The 25,673-nt window shown below is 71.2% G+C and carries 23 protein-coding genes; 17 read left to right on the top strand and 6 right to left on the bottom strand.

Features of this window, described 5'->3' with window-relative positions:
• The first annotated feature begins 146 nt into the window (after window positions 1-146).
• The gene (locus ACT80S_RS05650) at window positions 147-1,883 is read left to right on the top strand and encodes a DEAD/DEAH box helicase (RefSeq protein WP_377413692.1); all 1,737 of its coding nucleotides are present in this window, start codon (window positions 147-149) and stop codon (window positions 1,881-1,883) included.
• 98 nt (window positions 1,884-1,981) lie between these two features.
• Here ACT80S_RS05650 and ACT80S_RS05645 read toward each other — a convergent pair whose 3' ends face one another.
• On the bottom strand, window positions 1,982-2,947 hold the full coding sequence (locus tag ACT80S_RS05645; RefSeq protein WP_377413690.1) for a Bug family tripartite tricarboxylate transporter substrate binding protein: 966 nt from the start codon (window positions 2,945-2,947) through the stop codon (window positions 1,982-1,984).
• A 188-nt stretch (window positions 2,948-3,135) separates the two neighbouring features.
• Here ACT80S_RS05645 and ACT80S_RS05640 point away from each other — a divergent pair, with 188 nt between their 5' ends.
• The gene (locus ACT80S_RS05640; RefSeq protein WP_377413687.1) at window positions 3,136-4,167 is read left to right on the top strand and encodes an amidohydrolase family protein; all 1,032 of its coding nucleotides are present in this window, start codon (window positions 3,136-3,138) and stop codon (window positions 4,165-4,167) included.
• A gap of 57 nt (window positions 4,168-4,224) precedes the next feature.
• On the opposite strand, the gene ACT80S_RS05635 is transcribed toward ACT80S_RS05640, so the two are convergent.
• Genes ACT80S_RS05635 through ACT80S_RS05620 form a run of 4 tightly spaced genes read right to left on the bottom strand, consistent with a single transcriptional unit; the run spans window position 4,225 to window position 7,887 of the window.
• Entirely contained in the window at window positions 4,225-4,716 is a 492-nt protein-coding gene (locus tag ACT80S_RS05635) for a 6,7-dimethyl-8-ribityllumazine synthase (RefSeq protein WP_377413684.1), read from the bottom strand.
• 7 nt (window positions 4,717-4,723) lie between these two features.
• Window positions 4,724-6,124 (bottom strand): LLM class flavin-dependent oxidoreductase, encoded by a 1,401-nt coding sequence (locus ACT80S_RS05630; protein WP_377413681.1) that lies wholly within the window; start codon window positions 6,122-6,124, stop codon window positions 4,724-4,726.
• A 54-nt stretch (window positions 6,125-6,178) separates the two neighbouring features.
• Window positions 6,179-6,490 carry a DUF4387 domain-containing protein gene (locus ACT80S_RS05625; protein WP_377413678.1) on the bottom strand — a complete coding sequence of 104 codons (312 nt, stop codon included), beginning with the start codon at window positions 6,488-6,490 and terminating at the stop codon, window positions 6,179-6,181.
• Window positions 6,487-7,887, bottom strand: a complete 1,401-nt coding sequence (locus ACT80S_RS05620) for an acyclic terpene utilization AtuA family protein (protein WP_377413675.1) — start codon at window positions 7,885-7,887, stop codon at window positions 6,487-6,489. Before ACT80S_RS05620 ends, ACT80S_RS05625 begins: the two co-directional genes overlap by 4 nt.
• A gap of 152 nt (window positions 7,888-8,039) precedes the next feature.
• Between ACT80S_RS05620 and ACT80S_RS05615 the strand changes: the two genes are divergently transcribed.
• The 6 genes from ACT80S_RS05615 to ACT80S_RS05590 all read left to right on the top strand — a co-directional run bounded on the left by ACT80S_RS05615 (window position 8,040) and on the right by ACT80S_RS05590 (window position 14,310).
• Window positions 8,040-8,996: a LysR family transcriptional regulator gene (locus ACT80S_RS05615; protein ID WP_377413672.1), complete on the top strand. Its 957-nt coding sequence runs from the start codon at window positions 8,040-8,042 to the stop codon at window positions 8,994-8,996.
• Between the two features lie 75 nt (window positions 8,997-9,071).
• A complete protein-coding gene (locus ACT80S_RS05610; RefSeq protein ID WP_377413669.1) occupies window positions 9,072-10,046 on the top strand; it encodes a flavin reductase in 975 nt (324 codons plus the stop codon).
• A 146-nt stretch (window positions 10,047-10,192) separates the two neighbouring features.
• A complete protein-coding gene (gene hisD / locus ACT80S_RS05605) occupies window positions 10,193-11,515 on the top strand; it encodes a histidinol dehydrogenase (protein ID WP_377413667.1) in 1,323 nt (440 codons plus the stop codon).
• Between the two features lie 43 nt (window positions 11,516-11,558).
• On the top strand, window positions 11,559-12,329 hold the full coding sequence (locus tag ACT80S_RS05600) for an SDR family NAD(P)-dependent oxidoreductase (protein WP_377413664.1): 771 nt from the start codon (window positions 11,559-11,561) through the stop codon (window positions 12,327-12,329).
• A complete protein-coding gene (locus ACT80S_RS05595; RefSeq protein ID WP_377413661.1) occupies window positions 12,326-13,351 on the top strand; it encodes a LacI family DNA-binding transcriptional regulator in 1,026 nt (341 codons plus the stop codon). The genes ACT80S_RS05600 and ACT80S_RS05595 overlap by 4 nt, the downstream gene beginning before the upstream one ends.
• Window positions 13,348-14,310 (top strand): 3-hydroxyacyl-CoA dehydrogenase, encoded by a 963-nt coding sequence (locus ACT80S_RS05590; RefSeq protein WP_377413656.1) that lies wholly within the window; start codon window positions 13,348-13,350, stop codon window positions 14,308-14,310. The genes ACT80S_RS05595 and ACT80S_RS05590 overlap by 4 nt, the downstream gene beginning before the upstream one ends.
• A gap of 12 nt (window positions 14,311-14,322) precedes the next feature.
• Here the strand turns inward: ACT80S_RS05590 and prpR are convergent, their stop codons facing one another.
• The gene (prpR, locus tag ACT80S_RS05585; RefSeq protein WP_377413653.1) at window positions 14,323-16,347 is read right to left on the bottom strand and encodes a propionate catabolism operon regulatory protein PrpR; all 2,025 of its coding nucleotides are present in this window, start codon (window positions 16,345-16,347) and stop codon (window positions 14,323-14,325) included.
• A gap of 189 nt (window positions 16,348-16,536) precedes the next feature.
• On the opposite strand from prpR, the gene ACT80S_RS05580 reads away from it, so the two are divergent.
• The 9 genes from ACT80S_RS05580 to ACT80S_RS05540 all read left to right on the top strand — a co-directional run bounded on the left by ACT80S_RS05580 (window position 16,537) and on the right by ACT80S_RS05540 (window position 25,665).
• Window positions 16,537-17,520, top strand: a complete 984-nt coding sequence (locus tag ACT80S_RS05580; RefSeq protein ID WP_377413650.1) for a tripartite tricarboxylate transporter substrate binding protein — start codon at window positions 16,537-16,539, stop codon at window positions 17,518-17,520.
• A gap of 45 nt (window positions 17,521-17,565) precedes the next feature.
• Window positions 17,566-18,558, top strand: a complete 993-nt coding sequence (locus ACT80S_RS05575; protein ID WP_377413647.1) for a Bug family tripartite tricarboxylate transporter substrate binding protein — start codon at window positions 17,566-17,568, stop codon at window positions 18,556-18,558.
• A gap of 16 nt (window positions 18,559-18,574) precedes the next feature.
• Window positions 18,575-19,978, top strand: a complete 1,404-nt coding sequence (leuC, locus tag ACT80S_RS05570) for a 3-isopropylmalate dehydratase large subunit (protein WP_377413644.1) — start codon at window positions 18,575-18,577, stop codon at window positions 19,976-19,978.
• Window positions 19,975-20,580, top strand: coding sequence for a 3-isopropylmalate dehydratase small subunit (gene leuD, locus ACT80S_RS05565; RefSeq protein ID WP_377413641.1), 606 nt, complete (start codon window positions 19,975-19,977; stop codon window positions 20,578-20,580). The genes leuC and leuD overlap by 4 nt, the downstream gene beginning before the upstream one ends.
• 44 nt (window positions 20,581-20,624) lie before the next feature.
• On the top strand, window positions 20,625-21,488 hold the full coding sequence (locus tag ACT80S_RS05560) for an isocitrate lyase/PEP mutase family protein (protein ID WP_377413639.1): 864 nt from the start codon (window positions 20,625-20,627) through the stop codon (window positions 21,486-21,488).
• 12 nt (window positions 21,489-21,500) lie between these two features.
• The gene (locus ACT80S_RS05555) at window positions 21,501-22,637 is read left to right on the top strand and encodes a zinc-dependent alcohol dehydrogenase family protein (protein WP_377413636.1); all 1,137 of its coding nucleotides are present in this window, start codon (window positions 21,501-21,503) and stop codon (window positions 22,635-22,637) included.
• The gene (locus ACT80S_RS05550; RefSeq protein WP_377413633.1) at window positions 22,634-23,680 is read left to right on the top strand and encodes a LacI family DNA-binding transcriptional regulator; all 1,047 of its coding nucleotides are present in this window, start codon (window positions 22,634-22,636) and stop codon (window positions 23,678-23,680) included. Before ACT80S_RS05555 ends, ACT80S_RS05550 begins: the two co-directional genes overlap by 4 nt.
• Window positions 23,681-23,777: 97 nt before the next feature.
• Complete coding sequence (locus ACT80S_RS05545; protein ID WP_377413631.1) at window positions 23,778-24,785, top strand: tripartite tricarboxylate transporter substrate binding protein; 1,008 nt, start codon at window positions 23,778-23,780, stop codon at window positions 24,783-24,785.
• A gap of 76 nt (window positions 24,786-24,861) precedes the next feature.
• Window positions 24,862-25,665 carry an SDR family NAD(P)-dependent oxidoreductase gene (locus ACT80S_RS05540; RefSeq protein WP_377413627.1) on the top strand — a complete coding sequence of 268 codons (804 nt, stop codon included), beginning with the start codon at window positions 24,862-24,864 and terminating at the stop codon, window positions 25,663-25,665.
• Window positions 25,666-25,673: the final 8 nt, after the last annotated feature.

Here is a 25,673-nt window from a genome sequence, read left to right as displayed (position 1 = left end):
CCTGCCGGGGACGGTGCGGCCTTCCACCCAGCGAACCTGCCGCCAGCTCCCAACCCTGAAACGATCTGCCCCCTGACTGGCTCGGTCGCCTTCCTTGGCACCGTTCGGGCCGATCCCTTGCGCCATGGATACAGGCGCACCCATTCATGAATTTCGAAGAACTCCAACTGGCACCCGCCATCCTCCAGGCCGTGCGCGAACAGGGCTACGAGACGCCCACCCCCATCCAGGCCCAGGCCATCCCGGCCGTGCTCGAGGGCCATGACCTGCTGGCCGGCGCCCAGACCGGCACCGGCAAGACCGCGGCCTTCACCCTGCCGCTGCTGCACAAGCTCTCCAAGGGCCACAGCAAGACCAACAAGTTCGGCAAGGACGGCATCGCCGCCCTGGTGCTCACGCCCACGCGCGAGCTGGCCGCCCAGGTGGAGGAGTCGATCCGCCTGTACGGCAAGTACCTGCCGCTGACCTCCACCGTCATCTTCGGCGGCGTGGGCATGAACCCGCAGATCGACCGCATCCGCAAGGGCGTGGACATCCTGGTGGCCACCCCCGGCCGCCTGCTGGACCTGGCACAGCAAGGCCACCTGGACCTGACCACGGTCGAGATCCTGGTGCTGGACGAAGCCGACCGCATGCTGGACATGGGCTTCATCCACGACGTGAAGAAGGTGCTGGCCCTGGTGCCGAAGGACAAGCAGAGCCTGCTGTTCTCCGCCACCTTCAGCGACGAGATCCGCGACCTGGCCAATGGCCTGCTGAAGAACCCGCAAAGCATCCAGGTCACGCCGCGCAACACCACGGTGCAGCGCATCACCCAGGTGGTCCACCCGGTGGGCCGCACGAAGAAGAAGGCGCTGCTGGCGCACATCATCCAGACCAACGACTGGAGCCAGGTGCTCGTGTTCACCCGCACCAAGTTCGGCGCCAACCACGTGGCCGAATTCCTCGAGAAGAACGGCATCACCGCGATGGCCCTGCATGGCAACAAGAGCCAGGGCGCGCGCACCCAGGCGCTGGCCGGCTTCAAGAGCGGCGAGATCCGCGCCCTGGTGGCCACCGACATCGCCGCCCGCGGCATCGACATCGACGACCTGCCGCACGTGGTGAACTACGAGATCCCCAACGTGCCCGAGGACTACGTCCACCGCATCGGCCGCACCGGCCGCGCCGGCAAGGAAGGCCAGGCCGTGAGCCTGGTGTGCCTCGATGAAGAAGGCTTCATGCAGGAGATCGAGCGCTTCACCAAGCAGCAGATCCCGGTGCAGCCGGTGGAGGGCTTCGGCCCCGAGGAAGGCGAGCGCGCCGAGCCCATCGCCATGGGCCGCCAGACCATCTGGGGCGGCGCCGGCAAGCCGCCGAGCCGCGAGGTCATGGCCGCGGCCGCCAAGGCCGCGCGCCAGGAGATGATGGAGCGCATCCGCACCAACAAGGCCGGCAACGGCGGCGGCCGTGGCGGCCAGAAGGCCCGCGGCGACGGCCAGGGCGGCGGTGACGGCCAGCCCCGCCCGCAGCAGGCCAAGCCCCAGCAGGGCCCGCGCCAGGGCGGCAACGGCGGCAACGGCGGCCAGGGCCGTCGCGGCCATGGCGGCGGCGGTCACGGTGGCCAGGGTGGCCAGGGCAACCGCTCGCAGCAGCCCCGCCGCTTCGACGACGACGCCCAGCCCCGCGCCGGCGCCCACCAGAAGAACAGCCCCTTCGTGCTGCGCGACGCCGAGCATGTGAAGCGCGGCAACGACGGCCAGCCCGACCCGCTGCGCACCAGCGTCGACAGCATGGGCGGCCGCGGCCGCCGGGGTGGCGGCGGCGGCGGTGGCGGTGGCCGTGGCGGCCGCAGCGGTGGCGGCGGTGGCGGCTTCGGCGGCAACAAGGGCGCCTGGCGCTGAGCGAGTCGGACCTGACGAAAAAAAGGGGCGCGAGGCGCCCCTTTTTCATTGCGGTGGAGGGTTTCGCGCCGGCATGGACCGCCGGCGCCCCGGTCCCGTCACTCCGCCACCATCTTCGCCTTCTTGACGATGGCGCCCCAGCGGGCCAGGTCGGCCTTGATCTGGGCGCCGAACTCCTCCGACGTGTTGCCCACCGGCTCCAGGCCGGCGGCGATGTAGCGCTCACGGTACTGCGGGCTCTCGACCACGGCCTTGATGTTGCGCTGGAGCTGGTCGACGATGGCCTTGGGCGTGCCGGCGGGCGCCAGGATGCCGAACCACGAGTTCAGGTCGAAGCCGGGCACGCCCTGCTCGGTGAAGGTGGGCACGTCGGGCAGGGCGGCCGCGCGCTTGGGAGCGGAGACGCCCAGGGCCTTCATCTTGCCCGACTGAATGAAGGTGACGGCCGTGCCGACCGCCGTGTAGACCATCTTCACGTGGTCGCCCATGACGGCCGTCATGGCGGGCGCGCCACCCGAGTAGGGAATGTGGCGCAGGTTGATGCCGAACTGCTGGTTCATCATCTCGCCGGCCGCGTGCGGCGTGCTGCCGACGCCCGTCGTGGCGTAGTCCAGGAAATTGGGCCGGGCCTTGGCCAGGTCGATCATCTCCTTCACGTTCTTCACCGGCAGGTCGTTGTTGGCCACCAGGATCAGCGTGGAATCGGCGATCTTGCTGACCGGCACGAAGTCCTTCAGGGTGTCGAAGTTGGCGCTGGGAAAGACCCAGGGGTTGATGGTCAGGGTGCCGTCGTAGCCCAGGAGCAGCGTGTAGCCATCCGGCTTGGCCTTGGCGACCGCCCGGGTGCCGATGTTGCCCGTCGCGCCCGGCATGTTCTCGACGAGGACCTGGGTCTTCAGGCGTGCGGTGAGTCCTTCGGCCAGCAGCCGCGCCGACAGGTCCGACGAGCCCCCCGGCGCATAGGGCACGATGATCTTGATGGGCTTGTTGGGGTACCCGTTGGCCTGCGCCAGTGATCCCAGCAGGAGGAGCGCCGAGGCGACGGCGATCTTGAGTTTCTTCATGGTGGCTTGTCTCCGTCTCTTGTTTTGTAGGGCCGTGCTGCACACGCGGCCGGGCAAGTATGAAGAAGCACCCTTGCGAAAGTTCGGATACCAGATATGCGTCTCGCGCCGAAGTCGAGACTGCGGTGCGCGGGCAAGAATGACGCGGCGTGGCCCGTCCCCGGCGAGCCGCAACCCCTTCCAGCCCCATGCACGCCTTCAACCCCTCATACAAGAAAGCGAATTTCCCGCATGTCCGCCCCGACTGGCTCGCGCTGCGCCGCGAGGCGGTGCTGGACCCCGGGCAGCGCATCGTGGATTCCCACCACCATTTCTGGGATGAGGAGTCCTCGCCCTACCACGCCGGCGACCTGCTGGACGACCTCCAGGCGGGCCATGCCGTCGAGGCGACCGTCCTGGTCGAGTGCAAGGCGCGTTACCGGGCGCAGGGCCCGGAGCACCTGCGCCCGGTCGGCGAGACCGAGTTCGCGGTGGCCCAGGCGGAACTCGCCGCCCGACGGGGCGTGGCCCTGTGCCAGGGCATCGTGGGCTGGGCCGACCTGCAGCTGGGGGCCCGGGTCGAGGAGGTGCTGCAGGCCCATGCCGAAGCCGGGAAGGGCCGCTTCCGCGGGATCCGGTGCCGCGCAGCCTGGAGCGACCACCCGGCGCTGGCGGGCCCGGCCGACGGCCCGCCGCGCGGGATGCTCCTGGACCCGGTGGTACAGGCGGGGGTGAGGACGGTGGGCCGCCTGGGCCTGAGCCTGGACCTGTGGGTCTACCACACGCAGCTGGACGACGCGATCCAGCTGGCCCGGCACTGCCCGGACACGCCGATCGTGCTGAACCATGTCGGCGGCCCCCTGGGCATCGGCCCCTTCGAAGGTCATCGCGCCGAGGTCTTCGCGGCCTGGCGCGAGGCCATCGCGGCTCTCGCGAGGCACGGCCATGTCTGCGTCAAGCTCGGTGGCCTGGGCATGCCCCGCGCGGGCTTCCCCTTCGCCTCCACCGACGTTCCGGTGTCGTCGGAGGAACTGGCTGCGGCCTGGCGGCCCTACCTCGAGACCTGCATCGAGGCCTTCGGCCCCGGGCGCTGCATGTTCGAGAGCAACTTCCCGGTGGACAAGGGCGTGTGCAGCTACGGCACGCTCTGGAATGCGTTCAAGCGGGTGGCCGCAGCCTGCTCGCAGGACGAGCGCCAGGCCCTGTTCCTCGGCACCGCCAGGCACTTCTATCGGCTCTGAGGGAGCGCGCGCCCCCCGTGACGTCGGGGACGACGGGAAGCGGCGGCACCGGCGCCGTCACACGGCGGCGGTGTCCTCCAGCGCGTGGTGGAGCGCGAGGGTTCCCAGGCAGGCCCTCGCCACCTCGATGCCCTTCTTGACGAAGTGCTCCGAGAAGAAGCGCAGGTGGTCGTCGTGGTCATGGAAGTCCCGCGGCGTCAGGACGGCCGACATCACCGGCACCTCCGTGTCGAGCTGGATGCGCATCAGCGCATCGATGACCGCGGTGCTGACGAACTCGTGCCGGTAGATGCCGCCATTGACGACCAGCCCGATCGCGATGATCGCGTCGTACCGCTGGCGGGTGGCCAGCTTCTGGGCGAGGAGCGGGATCTCGAACGCGCCGGGAACCTGGAACAGGTCGACCTGCTCCCGCGGCACCCCGTGGCGCTCGAATTCCGCCAGCGCGCTGTCGCGGGCCCGGTGGACGATGTCGGCGTGCCACGACGAGCAGAGGATGGCGAGACGCACCGGGCGTTCGATCGTGAGAGGCGGGCGAGGCTGGTCCATGGCCCGGTCAGACGCCCTTGATGGCGGCGGCGCGCGAGTCGGGGCCGCTCTCCGCCTTCCAGTCGCCGGCCAGGGGAATGTCCAGGCCCAGGTTGCCGCGCAGGGTGTCGCTCTCGTACGCGGTGCGCACCAGGCCGCGCTTCTGCAGCTCGGGCACGACCATGCGCACGAAGTCCTCGTAGCTGCCGGGCATGTGGGTGGGCGAGAGCACGAAGCCGTCGCAGCCGCCTTCCTTGAACCACTGCTCCATCTCGTCGGCGATCGTCTTGGGCGAGCCGATGAAGACGTTGAACTCGCGCAGTCGGGCGCGCTTGGAGTACTCGACGAAGTCGCGGACCGAGGGATTCTTCTTGCCCGACAGGGCGACCACCCGGTCACGGAAGGTCTGCCAGCCGGAGATGCCGGCCATCTCCTCGTCCGAGAAGGGCGCGTCCAGGTCGCGGGTGGAGAAGTCGGTGTTCAGGACCTCGCAGATCAGCGTCAGGCCATCGATCGGCTTGGCCAGGGCGTCCATGTACTCGAACTTCTGGCGGGCGATCTCGTCGGTCTCGCCCACCACCACGTGGCAGGCGGTCGCGATCCGCACCTTGGCCGGGTCGCGGCCGGCGGCGGCGACGGCGGCCTTCATCTCGGCATATTGCTTCTTGGCCAGGTTCAGGTTGGGGTAGACCACGAACAGCAGCTCGCCCCAGCGCGCCGCGAAGGCCCGGCCGCGGCCGCTCTGGCCGGCCTGGATCAGCACCGGCTGGCCCTGCGGCGAGCGCGGCACGGTGAAGGGACCGCGCGACTTGAAGAACTCACCCTGGTGGTCCAGCCGCTTGACCTTCTCGGGACGGGCGAATTCGCCGGTCTCCTTGTCCTGGACCAGCGCGCCCTCCTCCCAGGTGTCCCAGTGGCCCAGGGTGGTCTCCAGGAACTCGTCGGCGCGGTCGTAGCGCAGGTCGTGCTCCAGGTGTTCGTCCTTGCCGAAGTTGGCGGCCTCGGAGTCGTTCAGCGAGGTCACCACGTTCCAGGCGGCGCGGCCCTTGCTCATGAGGTCGAACGTGGCGAAGGTGCGGGCCACGTGGTAGGGCTCGTAGTAGGTGGTGGAGTAGGTGGCGCCCAGGCCGAGGCGGGTCGTCACCGCGGCCATGGCGGACAGCACCACCAGCGGGTCGAGCTTGATGGCGCGCACGCCGGCCGCGACCGTCTGCGAATGGTCGCCGGAGTAGATGTCCGGCATGGCGAGGCGGTCGTCGAAGAAGGCCATGTCGAACATGCCGGCTTCCAGCGTGCGGGCGATGGACTGGTAGTACTCGGGCGTGAGATAGCCGGGGTCGCTGCCCACATGGCGCCAGCTGCCCGGGTAGGTGGAGCAGTTCTGCGCCTGCAGGAAGCCGATCAGGCTCATCTTGCGGTCTTGGGTCATGGAGGTCTCTTGCGGGGGTGTTCTCGGGGCGAGGGGAGGTTCGAAGGGCGCCGGTCAGACCGGGATGTCGACCTCGAGGAGGGGCGCATGCTGCTGCGCGCCGTACACGTCGCTGTCGCCGAAGGCGCCGGCGGGGATGAGCCGCGGCAGGGTGGCCTTGAAGGCCCGCGCCGGCGGGTACGGCATGAACAGCACCTGCGACTCCTCCACGTGGTAGAGGCGGGCGAACAGGGCGGCGCTCAGGATGCCGGTGGCGGCGACGCGCTCGAAGAGTTCGTCCGAGCCGAAGATCACGTCGATGGTCAGCTCGAAGGGGCCGGCGTTCTTGCTCTTGCAGACGCTGGCGAGTTCACGGATGCAGGTCATGGCTGGCCTTTCACGTCGGCGTATTCGATGGGGAACAGGTGGTACGGGTCTTCGGCGTCGACGATGTGATAGACGCTGAACTCGTAGCTGGGCCCCAGCTCCACGTCGGCCGGCGAGAACGGGATGGCCATGTTCCCCTCCTTGCACAGGCGGCCGGGGAAGTCGGCGTGCAGCATGGTGGTGCGGGAGATGGCGACGACGGCGTTGGCGACCTCCTGCGTCGGCGCCATCGCCTCGATGATGAAGCTCAGCTCATGGGCCGCGGTGGCCTTCAGCGGCTCGCGCTCGCCCATCACGCCATTCAGCCCGTAGCAGCGGATCGCCAGCTGGTAGCCGCCCGCGGGGACGCCGAAGTTGCGGGTCTTCTCGTCGACGATGGCGCGGACCCGCACCAGGTAGTCGTCGATGCCGCGAATCAGCACCGGGTCGCGGGTGGCGCACATGGCGATGGCCCGGAAGCCCACGCGCTGCACGCCTTCCATCTTCACGGTGTAGACGTCGGCGGGGTGCCACTTCATGCCGCTGACGCGCACGATGCGATCGGTCAGCTGCTCGAACCGGCACTCCGAGGTGTCGAGCATGCCGCCCGGCTCGTAGTGGTGGATGGCGCTGGGGTTCTCGTGCAGCGCGAAGTTGGCCACCGAGAGGCGGGTGCAGGCCTGCTCCGGGTTGGTCGGCTCGAGGTCGATGTAGTCCCGGTGGACGCGGGCCAGCAGGCAGCCGTCGCGCTTGGGCGCGGCGGGCTCGGCGCCGCACTCCAGCATCTTCCCGGCGTACCAGCCCATCTCGGGCGGCAGGCCGGCGCGCTGGACGCCCGCGGCCCAGATCGACGGGTCGGTCGCGCGGCCCGCCAGGACCACCTGCGCGCCGCCTTCCAGGGCGCTCATGATGGGCTCGGGGCCCATCAGGCCGACGATGCGCTCGGCGTCATCGACCTGCTGCGCGGTGAGGGGCGGTCGCTGCGACGCCGGCTTGACCTTGCCCGCGGCCAGCTGGCGCTTGATGAAGCCCTTGTCCTGCTCGGAGTGGATCAGGGCCAGCTTGAAGTCGAGCTTTTCCTCGCGGGCGATCTCGCGCACGAGTTCGGCCATGAACTGCAGGTGCGGCTCGCCGCCGGCGCCGCCGCAGGTGCTGATCACCACCGGGATGCCGCGCGGCACGGCCGCCAGCAGCATCAGGCGGGTGTCGCGCTTGATGGCCAGGCGCGAGCAGAAGGGCTTGCCCGCGCCGAGGTAGTAAGGGCCGGGGTCGGTGCTGCCGGCGTCCGCACCGATCAGGTGCGGGTTGGCCTCCATGCCTCGCTGCAGCGCGATTTCAGGAAAGCCGTACCCCAGGATCGAGGTGACCGCCAGCAGGCGGACTTCCTTGTCCGTCGTCTTGTCTCTTGTGGGATTCATTGCATCAGGCTGTGGGCGAAATAAGAGTGCGGTAACTATCCCGCGGGCGCCCGGCCCGGACAATGAATAACAGGTATCAGTGCTATGCTGCCGCCGCCCAAGGCCCCCCCCTTTCCCGGCCATGACGGCCGGTGTCTCCCGCCTCTCGTTCCATGGACCTGCGCCAGCTTCGCTATTTCATCGCCATCGCCTCCTCCGAGAGCCTGTCGCGCGCCTCGACCCTCGTCGGCGTCACCCAGTCCGCCCTGACCCGCCAGCTGCAGCTGCTCGAAGAGGAGCTCGGCTCGCCCGTGCTGCGTCGCACGGGCCACGGGGTGGCGCTGACCGAGGCCGGTGAGCGCTTCCTGAGCCTGGCGACCGACATCGTGGACCGCGCCGATGCGGCCGTGCACGAGATGCAGGCGCTGCGCAAGACCGCCGCCGGCAGCGTGGTGCTGGGGATCCCGCCCATGCTCGCCGAATTCCTGCTCGTGCCCCTGGTCACGCGGTTCAACGAGGACTTCCCGGCGGTGTCGCTGCGGGTGCGGGACGCCGTCAGCGGCTACGTGCTCGAATGGCTGGTGACCGGCCAGGTCGACGTGGCGGTGATCTACAACGCGCCCAAGCGGGCCAAGCTGGCGCTGGACACCCTGATCTCCGACGAGCTGATGCTCGTTGGCGCGGCGGGCCATGGCGTGATGGACACCGACGCGCCCATCGACCTGGCCGAGGCCCTGAAGCTGCCCCTGGTGCTGCCCAGCCCGCTGCACGGCCTGCGGGAAGTGATCGACTCGGCCGCCGCCGATATCTGCGCACGGCCCAACGTGACGCTGGAGATCGACGGCATGAACTCCCTCATCCGCTTTGCGGAAGAGGGGTACGGCTACACCTTCCTGCCCTACGGCGCGGTGGCCCACCTCGTGTCGCGCGGCCTGCTGAGCGTGCGTCCCATCGTCAACCCGACGATTCCCAGCGTGCTGTCGGTCGCCATGTCGACCAAACGGCCCGCCACGCCGGCCATGAAACAGCTGTTCCGCTGTGTGCGCGAGGAGGTCGGCAAGCTGCTGGAGGCGCAGGTCTGGCAGTTCCGCCCCCCCGCCCGGGGCGAACGGGAGGCGGCGGGTCGATAACTGCTATGCATTTCTCGCTCGGGGCCGGCTCCTACACTTTTTCGCCAGCGAACCAGTGATCCAAGGAATCCAGCCATGAGCCAGACGCAGCAAGCCCCCACCTCCCAGAGTTTTCGCCAGGCCCTCGGGTGCTTCCCGACGGGCGTGGCCGTCATCACCACCGTGGATGCCCAGGACCAGCCGGTCGGGCTGACCTGCAACTCCTTCAGCTCGGTCTCGCTGGAGCCGCCCCTGGTGCTCTGGAGCCTGCGCAAGAACAGCAAGTCCATCGACATCTTCCGGCAGACGCAGCAGTTCGCCATCAACGTGCTGTCCCACCGACAGGACGACCTCTCCGGCCGTTTCGCCAGCAGCAGCAAGAGCATGGCGGAGAAGTTCGACGGCGTGGCCTACACCCGCGGCTGGGGCCGCGCGCCGGTGCTGCGCGACTGCATCGCCAACTTCCAGTGCAGCGTCTTCGCCCAGCACGACGCGGGCGACCATGTGATCTTCGTCGGCCAGGTGGAAGCCTTCGAGCAGAGCAGCGACGAGGACGCGCTGGTGTTCTACAAGGGGGCCTACATGATGCTCGCGCAGTCGCTGCGGGCCCTGGCCTCCCGGGGCCCGGCCTCCGAGGCGGAACTGGTCCAGGCCCGCGCGGCCGTGCATGTGAGCCTGGTGCGCCTGGCCAGCGCGGCGGGTCGGGAGGAAGACTTCGACGCCATCGAGCAGAACCTGCGGCGGCTGGACCGCCATGCGCAGGAGGGCGACATGGTCCGCCGCGCCGAGGCGGCCATCACCTTCTTCAAGCAGCTGACCACCGCGGCGCACAACGAGATGCTGGCCGTGGTGGCGCAATCGCTCAGCACCATGCTGGAGTACGTGGTGTCCGCGCAGGTCGCGCAGTCGCGCGCCCAGGCCATCTACCTGCCGGCGCTGAACCCCCTGCGCTGGCGGGTGCTCGAGTGCCTGCGCGCGCGCGACGGCGACGGCGCCGCGGCGGCGATGGCGCAGTACTTCAGCCTGGTGGCCGAGTCCCGGGCCCTGGCCCAGGAACCCGTCCCGGCCTGAACGCCCCCGCGGCGAGCGCCCGGATCCGCCCCGGCGGCCGGGCGCTGCCGCACACCCCAGGGAAAACACCTAATTGCATACGAATGCAAGCCCCAAAGACTGCGGGCGCTGCATACGAATGCAAAGCCTCAACCAGGAAGAACCCCATGATCAGATACCTCAAGCGCGGCCGGGACGCCCAGGCCCGGAACGCGGACGACGCCAAGGTGCGCGCCACCGTCGAAGGCATCATCCAGGACATCGAACAGCGCGGCGACGAAGCGGTGCGCGAGTACAGCCGCAAGTTCGACAACTGGGACCCGCAGGACTTCCGCCTGACCCAGGCGCAGATCGAGCAGGCGATGAAGAGCCTGTCGGCGCGCGAGCTGGAGGACATCCGCTTCGCGCAGGCGCAAATCCGCCATTTCGCGCAGGTCCAGCGCGACTCCATGCGTGACGTGGAAGTGGAGACCCGGCCCGGCGTCTTCCTCGGACACCGCCACATCCCGGTCAACGCGGTCGGCTGCTACGTGCCCGGCGGCAAGTACCCCATGATCGCCTCGGCCCACATGAGCGTGCTCACCGCCAAGGTGGCCGGCGTCAAGCGCATCGTCTCCACCGCCCCCCCGTACCAGGGCGCGCCGCACCCGGCCATCGTCACCGCCATGCACCTGGCCGGCGCCGACGAGATCCTGGTGCTGGGCGGCGTGCAGGCCGTGGTCGCCATGGCCGTCGGCACGCCCAGCCTGAAGCCGGTGGACATGCTGGTCGGCCCGGGCAACATGTTCGTCGCCGAGGCCAAGCGGCAGCTGTTCGGCCGCGTCGGCATCGACCTGTTCGCCGGCCCCACCGAAACCCTGGTCATCGCCGACGACTCGGTCGACGGCGAGCTGGTGGCGGTCGACCTGCTGGGCCAGGCCGAGCACGGCCCCACCTCCCCCTCGGTGCTGCTGACGGACAGCGAGGCCCTGGCGCGCGACACCCTGGCCGAGATCGAGCGCCAGCTGAAGGTCCTGCCCACCGCGGCCATCGCCGCGCAGAGCTGGGCCGAGTTCGGCGAGGTCATCGTCTGCGACACGCGCGAGGAGATGCTGCGCAAGGCAGACGAGCTGGCCTCCGAGCACGTGCAGGTGATGACCCGCGACCCGGGGTTCTTCCTGGACCACATGACCAACTACGGCGCCCTGTTCATCGGCCCCCGCACCAACGTCGCGTTCGGCGACAAGGTGATCGGCACCAACCACACCCTGCCGACCAACAAGGCGGCGCGCTACACCGGCGGCCTGTGGGTCGGCAAATTCCTCAAGACCTGCACCTTCCAGCGGGTCGAGACCGACGAGGCCAGCGCCCTCATCGGCGAGTACTGCTCCCGCCTGTGCCACATGGAGAACTTCGCCGGGCACGGCGAGCAGGCCAACATCCGCGTGCGCCGCTACGGCACCCGCGAGGAGGTGCCGTGGTACCAGCCGGTGCCGGCGCTGGACGCATGAGCGCCGCGCGACTGCGACGCGCCCGCGCGCACGGGGGCGCCCGGTGAGCACGCAGCTGCCCGCCTTCCCCGGCTTCCGGGTGGACGGCAAGCGGGCCCTGGTCACCGGCGCCAGCCGCGGGATCGGGCTCGCGGCGGCCCACGCGCTGGCCCAGGCCGGCGCCGCGGTCACGCTGGCGGCCCGCTCCGCCGGGGAGCTCGAGGCAGCCTGCGAGGCGATCCGGGCCCACGGGGGACGCGCCGACTGGGTCGCGCTGGACGTGACCGACTCGGAGGCGGTGGCCGCGGCCCTGGCCGAGCGGCCAGCCTTCCACATCCTGGTCAACAACGCCGGCATGAACCGCCCCAAGCTGCTGGCCGACACGACCGACGAGGACATCGACGCCATCTTCGACCTGAACGTGAAGGCCACCTTCTACGTCACCCGCGCCGTCGCCCGGCGCATGGTCGAGGCGGGCGAGCAGGGCTCGATCATCAACGTCAGCTCGCAGATGGGCCATGTGGGCAGCCCGCGCCGCACCGTGTACTGCGCGAGCAAGCACGCGGTCGAGGGCCTGACCCAGGCGCTGTCCTGGGAGCTGGGGCCGGCGGGCATCCGCGTCAACACGATCTGCCCGACCTTCATCGAGACCGCCTTCACCGCGCCGATGTTCGCCGACCCGGCCTTCCGCGACTTCGTGGTCGACCGGATCGCGCTGGGCCGCATCGGCCGGGTCGAGGAAGTGATGGGCCCCATCGTGTTCCTGGCCAGCGAGGCCTCCAGCCTCATGACGGGCAGCGCCCTGATGCTGGACGGGGGCTGGACCGCCGCATGAAGCCCAAGCCCACCGCGCATGACGTGGCCCGGCTGGCGGGCGTCTCGCAGTCGGCGGTGAGCCGCGCCTTCACCCCGGGCGCCAGCGTGGCCCCCGACACCCGCCAGCGCATCCTGGCGGCCGCCGCCGAGCTGGGCTACCGGCCCAATGCCATCGCCCGCACGCTCATCACGCGGCGCAGCGGCATGGTGGGCCTGGTGATGAGCCACCTGGACAACCAGTTCTACCCGATGGTGATCGAGCGCTTGTCGCAAGCGCTGCAGCGCAAGGGCTGGCACGTGCTGCTGTTCATCAGCGAGACCGTCGATGCCGACGCCATCCTGGCCGACATCCTGCCCTACCAGGTCGATGGCATCGTGATGGCGTCCACCACCTTGTCGTCCGGGCTCGCGCACGACTGCGCCGAGGCCGGCATCCCGGTGGTGCTGTTCAACCGGGTCGCGCAGCTCGGCGCGCTCGGGCGCTTCGCGACCAGCTCGGTCACCTCGCAGAACCGCGAGGGCGGCCGGCTCGTCGGGGAGATGCTGGTGCGCACGGGGCACCGGCGCATCGCCTGGCTGGCGGGCCTGGCCAACGCATCGACCAGCCTCGAGCGGGAGGCCGGGCTGTGCGAGGCGCTGGCCGCCGCCGGCCTCAGGCTGCAGGGCCGGGCGGTCGGCCACTACGACTTCGCCGCCGCGCGCCAGGCGACGCTGGACCTGTTCAGCGACCCGGCCCGCCGGCCCGACGCCCTCTTCGCGGCCAACGACCACATGGCCATCGCCGCCCTCGAGGCGCTGCGCACGGACCTGGGCCTGCGCGTGCCGCAGGACGTCTCGGTGGTCGGCTTCGACAACGTCCCCCAGGCCGGCTGGCCGTCCTACGACCTCACCACGGTGCAGCAGGACGTGGACCGGATGGTGGAAGCCACCTGCGACCTGCTGTTCGACCAGATCCAGGGCGAGGTCACCGCGCGCTGCGTGACCGTCCCCTGCCGGCTGGTGGAGCGCGGGACCGTACAACACAAGGAGACAAACGCATGACCGCACTCGCGGAACTCACGGGGCGCCGTCCCGTCGCCATCGTCGGCGCCGGGCTGGTGGGCTCAGGCTGGGCCATCGTCTATGCCCGCGCCGGCCTGCCGGTGAGGCTGTTCGACCGGAACCCGGACGTCACCCGCGCCGCCCTGCCCCTGATCGCCAGCCAGCTGGCCGGGCTGCACCGGCACGGCCTCGTCGCCGAGGAGCCGGCGGCCATCCTGGCGCGCATCACGCCGGTGGCCACGCTGGCCGAGGCGGTCGACGGCGCCTGCTACGCGCAGGAATCCGTCCTGGAGCGGGTGGACGTGAAGCGGCAGCTGATGCTCGAGCTGGAGGCCCTGGCCGGCCCGGACCTGATCGTCGGCAGCTCCACCTCCGGCATCCCGGGCTCGGCCTTCGCGCTCGGCCTGGACCTCTCGCCCCGCGTGCTGATCGTGCACCCGGTCAACCCGCCCTACCTGGTGCCGGTGGTGGAGCTGGTGCCCTCGCCCGCGACGGCGCCGGAGACCGTCGCCTTCGCCGACGCGCTGATGCAGGCGGTCGGCCAGACCGTGGTGCACGTGCGCAAGGAGGTCGAGGGATTCGTGCTGAACCGCCTGCAGGCGGCGCTGCTGCGGGAGGCCTGGGCGCTGGTCGAGGACGGCGTGGCCAGCTGCGAGGACATCGACAAGACCCTCCGTGACGGCCTGGGCTGGCGCTGGTCGTTCATGGGCCCGTTCGAGACCATCGACCTGAACGCCCCCGGCGGCGTGGCCGACTACGCGCAACGCCTGGGCCCGCTGTACCAGCGCATCGCCGACTCACGCCGCCACGAGGCGCCCTGGGACGAGGGGCTGATCCGGCAGGTGGAGGCGCAGCGCCGGGAACACCTGGCCCACGCGGACCTCGAGGCCCGCCGCGCCTGGCGCGACGAGCGCCTGATGGCCTTCGCGGCCCGGCGCCAGGCCGACCCGCCCGGCTGAGGCCGGCCCCGTTCAGCCCGCCGGGTCCTGCCGCAGCCAGCGCCACAGCGTGCTACGGCTGACCCCCAGGGCGCGCGCGGCCGCCTGCCGGTTGCCGCCATGCTGCTGCAGCGCCTGCCGCACCAGGGACGGCCGCATGTCGACCGCGGGGGCAGGCATCTCGGCCGGGATCCCGGCCGTCATCCCGGCCGCCATCTCGGCTGCCATCCGGGCCCGTGTCCGGGCAGGCATCTCCGCCGGCGCCGCAGGCACGCCGGCCTGCGCGATCCCCGGGAACAGCTCGGGACAGTCCTGCGGCAGGCCGCTCCAGTCCACCGGCTCGCCGGGATCGAACTGCAGCAGGAACACCGCCAGCCGCTCGCAGAGGTTCTCCAGCTCACGCACATTGCCCGGCCAGTCATGCGCCAGCAGGCGAGGCATCAGGGGCTGGAGCGCCGGCTCGACGGGCCGGGTGGACCCGAGCCGGGCGAGGCAGCGCTGCACGCGGCGCGTCGCCATCAGGGCGATGTCGCCGGCGCGCTCGCGCAGCGGCGGCAGTGACAGCAGCAGGGTGTTGATGCGGAAGTAGAGGTCCTGCCGGAAACGGCGCTGCGTCACCATCTCGGCCAGGGGCTGGTGCGTGGCCGCGATGACGCGCACGTCGACCGGCACCGGCACGGCGCTGCCCACGCGCAGCACCTCCCGCTCCTGCAGCACCCGCAGCAGGCGGGTCTGCAGCGAGGTCGGCATGTCGCCGATCTCGTCGAGGAACAGGGTGCCGGTGTGCGCCGCCTCGAACAGGCCCCGCTTGCCGCCGCGCCGCGCGCCGGTGAAGGCCCCGTCCTCGTAGCCGAACAGCTCGCTCTCCAGCAGGCTCTCGGGGAAGGCCGCGCAGTTGACGGCGATGAAGGGCTTGTCCGCGCGGCCGCTCTCGTTGTGGATCGCCTGGGCGAACAGCTCCTTGCCGGTGCCGCTCTCGCCGGCGATGAGGATGGTCAGGTCGGTGCGGGCGAAGCGCCGCGCGCTGGCGACGGCCCGCAGCAGGGCGGGGCTCTGGCCCTCGAGGTCCTCGAAGCTGTGCCGCGCGGCCGCCTGCTGGCGGCGCTGCTGGATGCGCAGGCGGGTGTCGGCCTCGTGGATGGAGCGGGCGTCGTACAGCGTCAGCGCGGCGCCCACGACCTCGCCGCGCACCCGCACCGGCGCCCGCTTGGCGACCCAGTTGCGCCGCCCCAGGCGCAGGACCTGGGTCCCGTCGGACGCGCCGCTGCTCAGGGTCTCGCGCAGGGACAGCTCCGGCTGCAGGCTGGCCAGGTCGCGCCCCAGCAGGCTGGCGGCGTCGGCGCCGAGGATGCGCTGCATCGGCGGATTGGCCGCGATCACCTGGTGGGTCCGGTCCACCGCCAGGACCGCGTCGTCCAGCGTGTGCAGCACGGCGCCGAGCTGCGCATGGCGCTCGGCCTCCATGCGGGCCACGCGGGCCAGCTCGATGGCGTCCTCGAAGCCCTGGCGGATGCTGGCCGGGGAGTAGGCCAGCAGCCCGCACAGCCCCGCCGCCTCCGCCAGCTCCACCACGATGCTGGAGCCCACGATCACGGAGAACCCGGCCGAGCGCAGCGCCTCGACGCTGCGGCGCGCGTCGTCGGGCGTCTGGTAGGCGAACTGCGCGATCTCGATGCGCAGCAGGTCCTTCACGGCCTCGAGGTCGGGCAGGGTCTGGCCGTACACCACCACGCCGACCCGCCGTGAGCTGCGGCGCGCGGTGATCAGGGCCTGGAGGATGTCGAGCCCGGCCAGCTGGATCGTGGCCACGGGCGCCCGGACCTGCCGCCGCAGCAGGCCGCCATTGGCGCCGGCGCTGATGAAGGCATCCACCCGGCCCTGGTCGACCCGCTGGCGGGCCAGCGCCACGGCCTGGCTCACCGTGCAATCGACCAGCTCGATCTCGGCGCGGTCGCGGTACTGCTCGATCACCGGCGCGGAAAACTCCCGCAGGTGCCGGTAGCCGAGGAAGCACAGGCGAGGCAACCGGGCGCCCGGGCCGAGGAGATCCGGCGTCATGTTTCAGCGATGTCTCATGGTGAGACGCGATTGTTGCACGGCCGTGCGACATGACCGCCGCGATGCGACACCGGCCGCCATAGGAATCAAGCACTTGCGCGAACGGACTGGCTGGCACGGCTTCTGCAAACCAGGCCGGTGGATTGCCGCATCGACGGCGACCGGACCCGCCAACCCGAGGAGACACGCTTGCAACGCCCCCTGCGCGCCACGCCCGGCGCATTCAACCGACGCACCGCCCTCGGCGGACTGGCCGCCCTCACGCTCTCGCGGCCCGGCCTGGCCAACAGCTTTCCGGCCAAGCCGGTGACCCTGGTCGTGCCCTACGCGCCCGGCGGCGGCACCGACATCGTGGGCCGGCAGCTGGCCCAGAAGCTCAGCGACCGCTGGGGCCAGAGCGTGGTGGTGGACAACCGCACCGGCGCCAACGGCGTGATCGGCTCCAGCCTGGTCTCCAAGGCGCCGCCGGACGGCTACACCCTGCTGCTGGTGGTGGGTTCGCACGCGGTCAACCCGGTGCTGATGAAGAAGCTGCCCTACGACACCGTGACGGCCTTCACCCCGATCACGAACGTGGCGACCTCGCCGATGGTCCTGGTCGTCGCCGCCAACGGCCCCTACAAGAACCTCAACGACCTGCTGAAGGCCGCGCGCAGCCAGGAGCTGGGGATCGGCAACTCGGAAGGCCAGACCCGGCTCACGGGCGAACTGCTGCGCCAGGCCGCCGGCCTGAAGACGGTGGAGGTCTTCTACAAGGGCGGCGCGCCGATGATGGTCGAGATCATCGGCGGACACCTGCCCATGGGCTTCACCAGCGTGCTGACCGCCCTGCCCCATGTGCAGGCGGGCACCCTGCGGGTGGTCGGTGTGGCCGCGAAGGAGCGCCTGGCCGTGTTCCCGGACGCGATGACCTTCGCGGAAGCCGGCGTGCAGGGCGTCGAATCCCTGAGCTGGTACGGCATGTTCGGGCCGGCCGGCATGCCGCCGGCGCTGGTGGAGCAGATCGGCCGTGACCTGCGCGCCGTCAGCGCCGACCCGGCCGTGGCGACGCGCCTGCGCGAGCAGGGCGCCCAGATGGTGCTGAGCAGCCCCGCGGACCTCGATCGCTTCGTGCGCAGCGAGGCCGCGAAGTGGGCCGCCGTCGCCCAGCGCGGCGGCATCAAGCCCGAGTGAGCCGCGCGCCCCAAAGACACAACCACGAACCACCCACCACCGACCGTGAACTTCCAACGCCTCTCCTCCCGCCGCAGTCTGCTGGCCGCCGCCCTCGCCCTGGCCGCCGCCGCCCTGCCCGCCGCCCACGCCCAGGGCAACTACCCCTCTAAGCCGATCCGCCTGGTCGTGCCCTTCGCCACGGCCGGCGTGACCGACACCAGCGCGCGCATCGTGGCCGAGAAACTCGGCCAGGAACTGGGCCAGCAGGTCATCGTGGACAACAAGCCCGGCGCCGCCGGCAACATCGGCACCCAGATCGTGGCCAACGCCGAGCCGGACGGCTACACGCTGCTGCTCGCCTATGACGGCACGCTCGTCATCAACCCCAGCGTGTATCCCAAGGTGCCGTTCGACACCCTCAAGGACTTCGCCCCCATCGGCAAGATCGGCGACGCCGTGCTGATCGTGGTGGTCAACCCCAAGGTCCCGGCCAGCAAGCTGTCCGAGCTGCAGGCGGTGGCCAGCGCGACGCCCGGCGGGTTGTCGTACGGCAATGCCGGCACCGGCAGCACCACCCATCTCGCAGGGGAGATGCTGAAGCAGCGCACCGGCATGACCCTCGTCCACGTGCCGTACAAGGGCGGCGGCCAGGCCATGGGCGACGTGGTGAGCGGGGTCCTGCCGATGAACTTCACGGCGGTTGCGGGCGCCATGCCCTTCATCCAGAGCAAGCAGCTGACCCCGATCGCGGTGGCCTCGCGCCAGCGCGTGGCCTCGCTGCCGGACGTGCCCACCTTCATCGAGTCGGGCCTGAAGGATTTCGAGATCAACTCCTGGGTCGGCCTGGCCGCGCCGGCCCGCACGCCGCCCGCCGTGGTGGCGAGGCTCAACCAGGCCCTGAACAAGGTCCTCGCTACGCCGGAGATGCGCGAGCGCCTGGCCAAGCTGGGCATCGTGGCCCAGCCTGGCACGCCGGCGGCCTTCGCCGAGGAGATCGCGCGCGACCTGGCCAAGAACCGGGCGATCGTGAAGGCCGCCGACATCAGGATCGAATGAGGCGCGGCGCGGCGAGATGACCACCCTCTTCGACAAGATCTGGGCCGCCCACGCGGTGGCCCGCAACGAGGCCGGCGACGACCTGGTCTACATCGACCGGCACCTGGTGCAGGAGGTGTCGAGCCCGCAGGCCTTCGCCAGCATGAAGGCCTCCGGCCACCGCCTGCGCTCGCCCGCCCGCCACATCGCGGTGCAGGACCACAACGTGCCCACCAGCGCCGACCGGCTGACGAACATCCCCGACGCCCAGAGCGCCGAGCAGATCGCCACCCTGAGGCGCAACGCGCAGGCCACCGGCATGCGCCTGCTGGACCTGGACGACCCGCTGCAGGGGATCGTGCACGTGATCGCGCCCGAACTGGGCTTCGTCCTGCCCGGCAGCACCGTGGTCTGCGGTGATTCCCACACGGCCACGCTGGGCGCCCTGGGGGCGCTCGCCTGGGGGGTCGGGACCTCGGAGGTGGCCCACGTGATGAGCACCCAGAGCCTGTGGATGCGCAAGCCGCGCACCCTGGGCCTCGAGGTCTGCGGGGCGCTGGGCCGGGGCGTCCATGCCAAGGACCTGGCCCTGGCCCTGATCCACCACATCGGCACCCGCGGCGGCGTCGGCCACGGCATCGAGTACTTCGGTCCCGCAATCTCGGCGCTGTCGATGGAAGGCCGCCTGACGCTGTGCAACATGACCATCGAGGCCGGCTCCCGCTTCGGCCTGGTGGCGCCCGACGCCACGACCGTGGCCTACCTGCGCGAGCGCGTGCAGGGGGCGGCGCGCGCGCACTTCGAGCAGGCCGTCCAGGCCTGGGCCTCGCTGCGCACGGACGACGCGGCCGACTTCGACCGCCTGGTCCGGTTCGACGCCGCCGGCGTGAGCCCGCGCGTCACCTGGGGCACCACCCCGGCCGAGAGCGCGGCGTTCGATGGCCAGGTCGGCGACGGCGTCACGCCGGCCGACCCGGCGGAACGCAGCCGCATCGAGAAGGGCCTGGATTACATGGGCCTGCGGCACGGGCAGGCGCTGTCCTCGGTGGCCATCGACGTGGCCTTCATCGGCTCCTGCACCAATGGCCGGCTCGAGGACCTGCGCGCCGCCGCCGAAGTCGCGCGCGGCCGCCGGGTCGCCCCCGGCGTGCGCGCCCTGGTGGTGCCGGGCTCCGGCAGCGTCAAGCGCGCGGCGGAGGCCGAGGGCCTGGCCGCGATCTTCGTGGAGGCCGGCTTCGAATGGCGCGAGCCCGGCTGCTCCATGTGCATCGGCATGAATGGCGACAGCCTCTCGCCCGGCCAGCGCTGCGCCTCGACCTCCAACCGCAACTTCGAGAACCGCCAGGGCCAGGGAGGACGGACCCACCTCATGAGCCCGGCCGCCGTGGCCGCCTCCGCCGTGCGCGGCGCCCTGACCGACCCCCGGGAGTTCCTCGCATGAAGGCCGTCACCGCCAGCGTGTCGGGCCGCGCCGCCGTGATGCAGCGCGACGACATCGATACCGACGCCATCTTCCCCGGCCGCTTCCTGCGGCTCACGCAGCGTGACGGCATGGGCGCGCACCTGTTCGCCGACTGGCGCGCCGAGGGCCGGCCCGAGGTCGCCTTCATGCAGCGGCCCGAGCCCGTGCGGCTGCTGGTCGGCGCCAACAACTTCGGCTGCGGCTCCTCGCGCGAGCACGCGGTCTGGGCCCTCGCCGACCACGGCGTGCAGGCCGTCGTGGCCCTGTCGTTCGGCGACATCTTCCGCAACAACTGCGCGAAGAACGGGCTGGTGGCCGCCGCGGTGACCCCGGCGGACCATGCGGCCCTGCTGCAGGCCCTGGCGCGCTCGCCCGACGGCGAGCTGTGCCTGGACGTGGCGGCCAGCCAGCTGCGCCTGCCCGACGGCGCGCTGCTGCCCGTGCGCCTCGCCGAGGGCCATGCGCAGGAGCTGCTCTCGTCGGAAGACGAGGTCGATCGCACGCTGCGCCACGACGCCGCCCTGCGCGCCTACGAGGACCAGGTCCGCCAGCGCCAGCCCTGGCTGGCATCGCTGGCCTGACCGCCCTCGCCCCGCTTTTTCATTCGAACCACAGGACCCTCCAGATGGCCAATCCCATCCTCCGCGAGAAGCTCGCCGCCGGCGAATTCCTCGTCATCCCCGGCGTGCAGGACATGATCGCCAGCGCCATGACCCGCAAGGTCGGCTTCGACATCGTCTACGGCACCGGCTACTGGCTCACCGCCTCCTGCCTGGGGCTGCCCGATGCCGGCATCGCCACCTACACGCAAATGGTGGACCGCATGCGCACGGTGGTGCGCACCAGCGGCAGCGCCGTGATCGCGGACGCCGACACCGGCTACGGCGGCCTGCTCAATGTGCACCACACCGTTCGCGGCTACGAGGAGGCCGGCGTCACCGCCATCCAGATCGAGGACCAGGAGTTCCCCAAGAAGTGCGGCCACACGCCCTACAAGCGCTGCGTGCCGACCGAGGACATGGTCGAGAAGATCAAGGTCGCCGCCGAGGCGCGCGAGGACAAGGAGAATTTCCTGATCATCGCCCGCACCGATGCCCGCGCCGGGCTGGGCGTCGACGAGGCGATGCGCCGGATGGAGGCCTATGCCAAGGCCGGCGCCGACATCCTGTTCTTCGAGGCGCCGCAGTCCGAGGAGGAAATGCGCCGCGCCTGCGAGGCCTTCGACAAGCCCATGCTGGCCAACATGGCGGACGGCGGCAAGACGCCGATCCTGCCGGCCAAGGTGCTCCAGGAAATCGGCTACGCCCTCGCGATCTATCCCTCGATGACCAGCCTGGTGGCGGCCGCCGCCATGGAGAAGGCGCTGCGCACGCTGAAGGACGAGGGCCTGAGCCAGAAGCCCGGCATCGACATGTTCGACTTCGGCGAGTTCTGTAAGCTGATCGGCTTCGAGGAAGTCTGGGAATTCGAGAAACGCTGGGCTCGCTGAGCCATGACACGCATGAAGACACGCGCCGCCATCCTGACCGCCATGGGCGCCGCCGCGCCCTACGCCACGAGCCGCCCCCTTCGCATCGAGGAGGTGGAGCTGGCCCCGCCCGGACCGGGCGAGGTGCTGATTCGCATCGCCGCCGCCGGCCTGTGCCACTCGGACCTGTCCGTCATCAACGGCGACCGGCCGCGGCCGATGCCGATGGCCCTGGGCCATGAGGCCTCGGGCGTCGTCGTCGAGGCCGGCCCGGGCGTCGCCGACCTGCAGCCCGGCGACCACGTGGTCGTGGTCTTCATGCCCAGTTGCGGCCACTGCCTGCCCTGCGCCTCGGGCCGACCGGCCCTGTGCGAACCCGGGGCAGCCGCCAACGGCGCCGGCACCCTGCTGTCCGGCGCCCGCCGCATCTCCCACGTGGGCCACCCGGTCAACCACCACCTGGGCTGCTCGGTGTTCGCCGAGCATGCGGTGGTCTCCCGCCACTCGCTGGTGCGCATCGACCGCGACATCCCGCTGGTCGAGGCCGCCCTCTTCGGCTGCGCCGTGCTGACCGGCGTGGGCGCGGTGATCAACACGGCGCAGGTGCCGGCGGGCGCCTCGGTGGCGATCGTCGGGCTGGGCGGCGTGGGCCTGGCCGCCCTGCTCGGCGCCCATGCCGCGGGCGCGCGGCAGATCGTGGCCATCGACCTCTCGCCGGACAAGCTCGCCCATGCGCAAGCGCTCGGCGCGACCCACACCGTGCTGGCCAGCCAGCCCGATGCGCGGGAACAGATTCGCGAGCTCACCGGCGGCGGCGTCGAGTACGCCTTCGAGTTCGCGGGCTCGGTGCGCGCGCTGGAACTGGCCTATGGCATCACGGCGCGCGGCGGCACCACGGTCACCGCGGGCCTGCCCCCGGCCAGCGCCGTGCTGCCGGTCCCGGCGGTCAGCCTGGTCGCCGAGGAGCGCACGCTCAAGGGCAGCTACATCGGCACCTGCGTGCCGGTGCGCGATGTGCCGCGCTACCTGAGCCTGTACCGCCAGGGCCGGCTGCCGGTGGACCGTTTGCTGAGCGGCACCGTGAAGCTGGACGACATCAACGAGGCCTTCGACGCGCTGAACGAAGGCCGGGCCATCCGCCAGGTGGTGGTCTTCGACTCGCAGCCGTGAACCGCAGCGAGCCGGGCAACGCGTCGCGCGGCGGCCCGGGGACGCTGCGCGAGATCGCCGGGCGGCTGGGCCTGTCGGTCTCCACCGTGTCGCGCGCGCTGTCCGGCCACCCCGCCATCAGCGTGCGCACCCGGGAGTCGGTCATCGCGGCGGCCACGCTCGTGGGCTACCGCTTCCCGACGCAGTCGCGCGGGCGGGTCGGCGGCACGCGCCTGGTGGGCGTGGTGGTGGGCGCGCTGCAGAACACCTTCATGACCCTGCTGCTGCAGCACCTGCATGACGCCCTGCAGGGCGCGGGCTACCAGGTGGTGCTGCTGATCGACCCCATGACCGAGCCCGAGCCGCTGCTCGCCCTGCGCCCGCTGATCGACAGTTACCTGGACGGCCTGATCTTCGCGACCGCCACCCTGGATTCGCCCATCGTCGCGGAGGTCCGCCGCCGGGGCATCCCCACCGTGCTGGTGGTGCGCAGCGTGGACGACGTCGACGTGGACATCGTGGAGGTCGACAACTTCCGCGCCGGCCAGGAGGCGGTGCACCACCTCCTCGACCTGGGCCACCGCCGGCTCGGCTTCCTCATGGGGCCGCAGAACACCTCCACCAGCCGGGACCGCATGGCTGGCGCGCTGCAGGCCCTGCGGGAGGCCCGGCTGGAGCCGGAACCGGCCCATGTGGCGTGGGGCGAGTACACCTCCGAGATGGGCTACTCGCGGGCGATGGGCCTGCTGGCCGCGCCCCAGCCGGTGACGGCCATCGTGGCGGGCAACGACACCATCGCCCTGGGCGTGCTCGAGGCCGCGCGCCGGTGCGGCCGCAAGGTGCCGGACGAACTCTCGGTGATCGGCTTCGACGACATGCCGCTGGCGGGCTCGCCCATCGTGGGCTTGACGTCCATCCGGCAGCCGGTGGAGGCCATGGCGCGCACCGCCGCACGGCGCCTGCTCGATCGCATGCGCCCGGGGCATGCGATCAGCCCGCCGGCGCACGACGTGCTCCCGATCGAGTTGATCCGGCGCGGCACGACCGGCGCCGCGAGCCGCTGACCCGCGAGGGCAGCCCCCGATGGTTTGCACAGGTGTTGCACACGAGCATGGCAGGCCAAGCAGGTGAAGCAGGTGGAGCCGGGCCCCCACCCTGGCCATGAAACAGACAAGGATGCAGATGTCGTCGAACTCCCTCCCGTGGACGCGTGTCGTCCCTCCCCTGGCCCTCGCCGGCCTGTGCGCACTCGCCGCCGCGGCCCGTGCGGAGTCGCCGGCGACGTGGAAACCCAGCCGGCCCGTGACCATCGTCGTGCCCTATGTGCCCGGGGGCGGGACCGACACCACCGCGCGCGCCACGGCCAAGCTCCTCGGCGAGCTCTGGGGCCAGCCGGTGCTGGTGGAGAACGTGCCCGGCGCGGACGGCCTGATCGGCGGGCGGCGGGTGATCGAGGCGCGCGCCGACGGCCACACCCTGCTGCTGCAGACGCCTGCCATCGTCCTGACCAAGCACGCGCCGGCCTTCAAGGGCACCGACCCGCTCGCCCAGCTGAAGCCGGTGACCAACATCGCCTACTCGCCGGGCGTCATCGTGGCCAACGCCAGGATCCCGGCCAGCACGCTGCCGGAGCTGATCGCCTACTGCAAGGCGGCGGCCACGCCCTGCTCCATGGGCACGGGAGAGAACGTCGCCAAGCTGTTCGGGCGGCAGTTGCAGGCCGAGTCGCTCCCCAACCTGATCGTGGTCAACTACAAGGGCACGGCGGCGATCATCACGGACATGATCGCGAACAACGTGAATTTCGCCGTCACCGGGATCACCGCCGCCATCCCCCACCAGAAGGCCGGCACGCTCAAGGTGGTGGCGAGCCAGGGCACCCAGCGGGCCCCCGCGGCGCCGGACATCAGGACCGTCGGCGAGACCGGCATGCCCCAGTACGAGTACACGACCTGGTTCGGCCTGTTCGCGCCCAAGGACACGCCGCCCGCGGCGGCCCAGGGCATCCATGCCGCGGTGAAGGAAGTGATGCGCAACCCCGAACTGCAGAAGGCGATCGCGGGCGCCGGCGCGATCCCGCTGGTCAACACGCCCGAGGAATTCGCCGCCCAGGTGCGCAAGGAGGACGAGCGCTTCACGGGGCTGGCGAAGCGCTTCCCGCTGGATTGAGGGGCGCCGACGGCGCACGGGCCGACGGCGCACGCGCCGGCTGGCCCGGCGCCACGGCCCGCACTACCATGCGGCCATGACCACGAAGCGCCCCACCCCCACCCCCCCCATCTCCTTCGGCCTCGGCGGCCGGGTCTGCCTGGTGACGGGCGGAGCCCAGGGCATCGGCGAGGCCTGCGCGCGGCGCTTCGCCGCCGACGGCGCCTTCGTCGTCGTCGCCGACATCGACGACGACCGCGGCCGGGCCGTCGCGGCCGACGTCGGCGCCACCTACGTGCACTGCGACGTGGGCGACAAGGCCCAGGCCGACGCCTGCATCGCGCAGGTGATCGCCCTGCACGGGCGCCTCGACATCCTCGTGAACAACGCCGGCATCTTCAAGGCGGCGGAGTTCCTCGAGGTGACCGAGGCCGACTTCGATGCGGTGCTGCGCGTCAACCTCAAGGGCGCCTTCCTCATGGGCCAGGCCGCCGCGCGCGAGATGGCACGCTCGGGCGGCGGCAGCATCGTCAACATGAGCTCGGTCAACGGCATGCTGGCCATCCCCAACATCGCCAGCTACAACGTGAGCAAGGGCGGCATCAACCAGCTCACACGGGTGATGGCGCTGTCGCTGGCGGACCACGGCATCCGCGTCAATGCGGTGGCGCCGGGCACCATCGCCACCGAGCTCGCGGCCAAGGCCGTCCTCACCAGCGAGGAGGCCCGCATGAAGATCATGAGTCGCACGCCGATGAAGCGCCTGGGCACGCCCGCCGAGATCGCCGACGCCGTGGCCTGGCTGGCCAGCGATGCGGCCAGCTACGTCACCGGCGAGATCGTGGTGGTGGACGGCGGGCGCATGACCCTGAACTACACCGTGCCGGTGACGCCGGCGTGAGGCCCCGG

The organism is Ramlibacter sp. MAHUQ-53 (assembly GCF_052600055.1).
The sequence above is the reverse complement of the archived record's forward strand: the minus strand, read 5'-3'. Positions and strand labels throughout refer to the sequence as shown.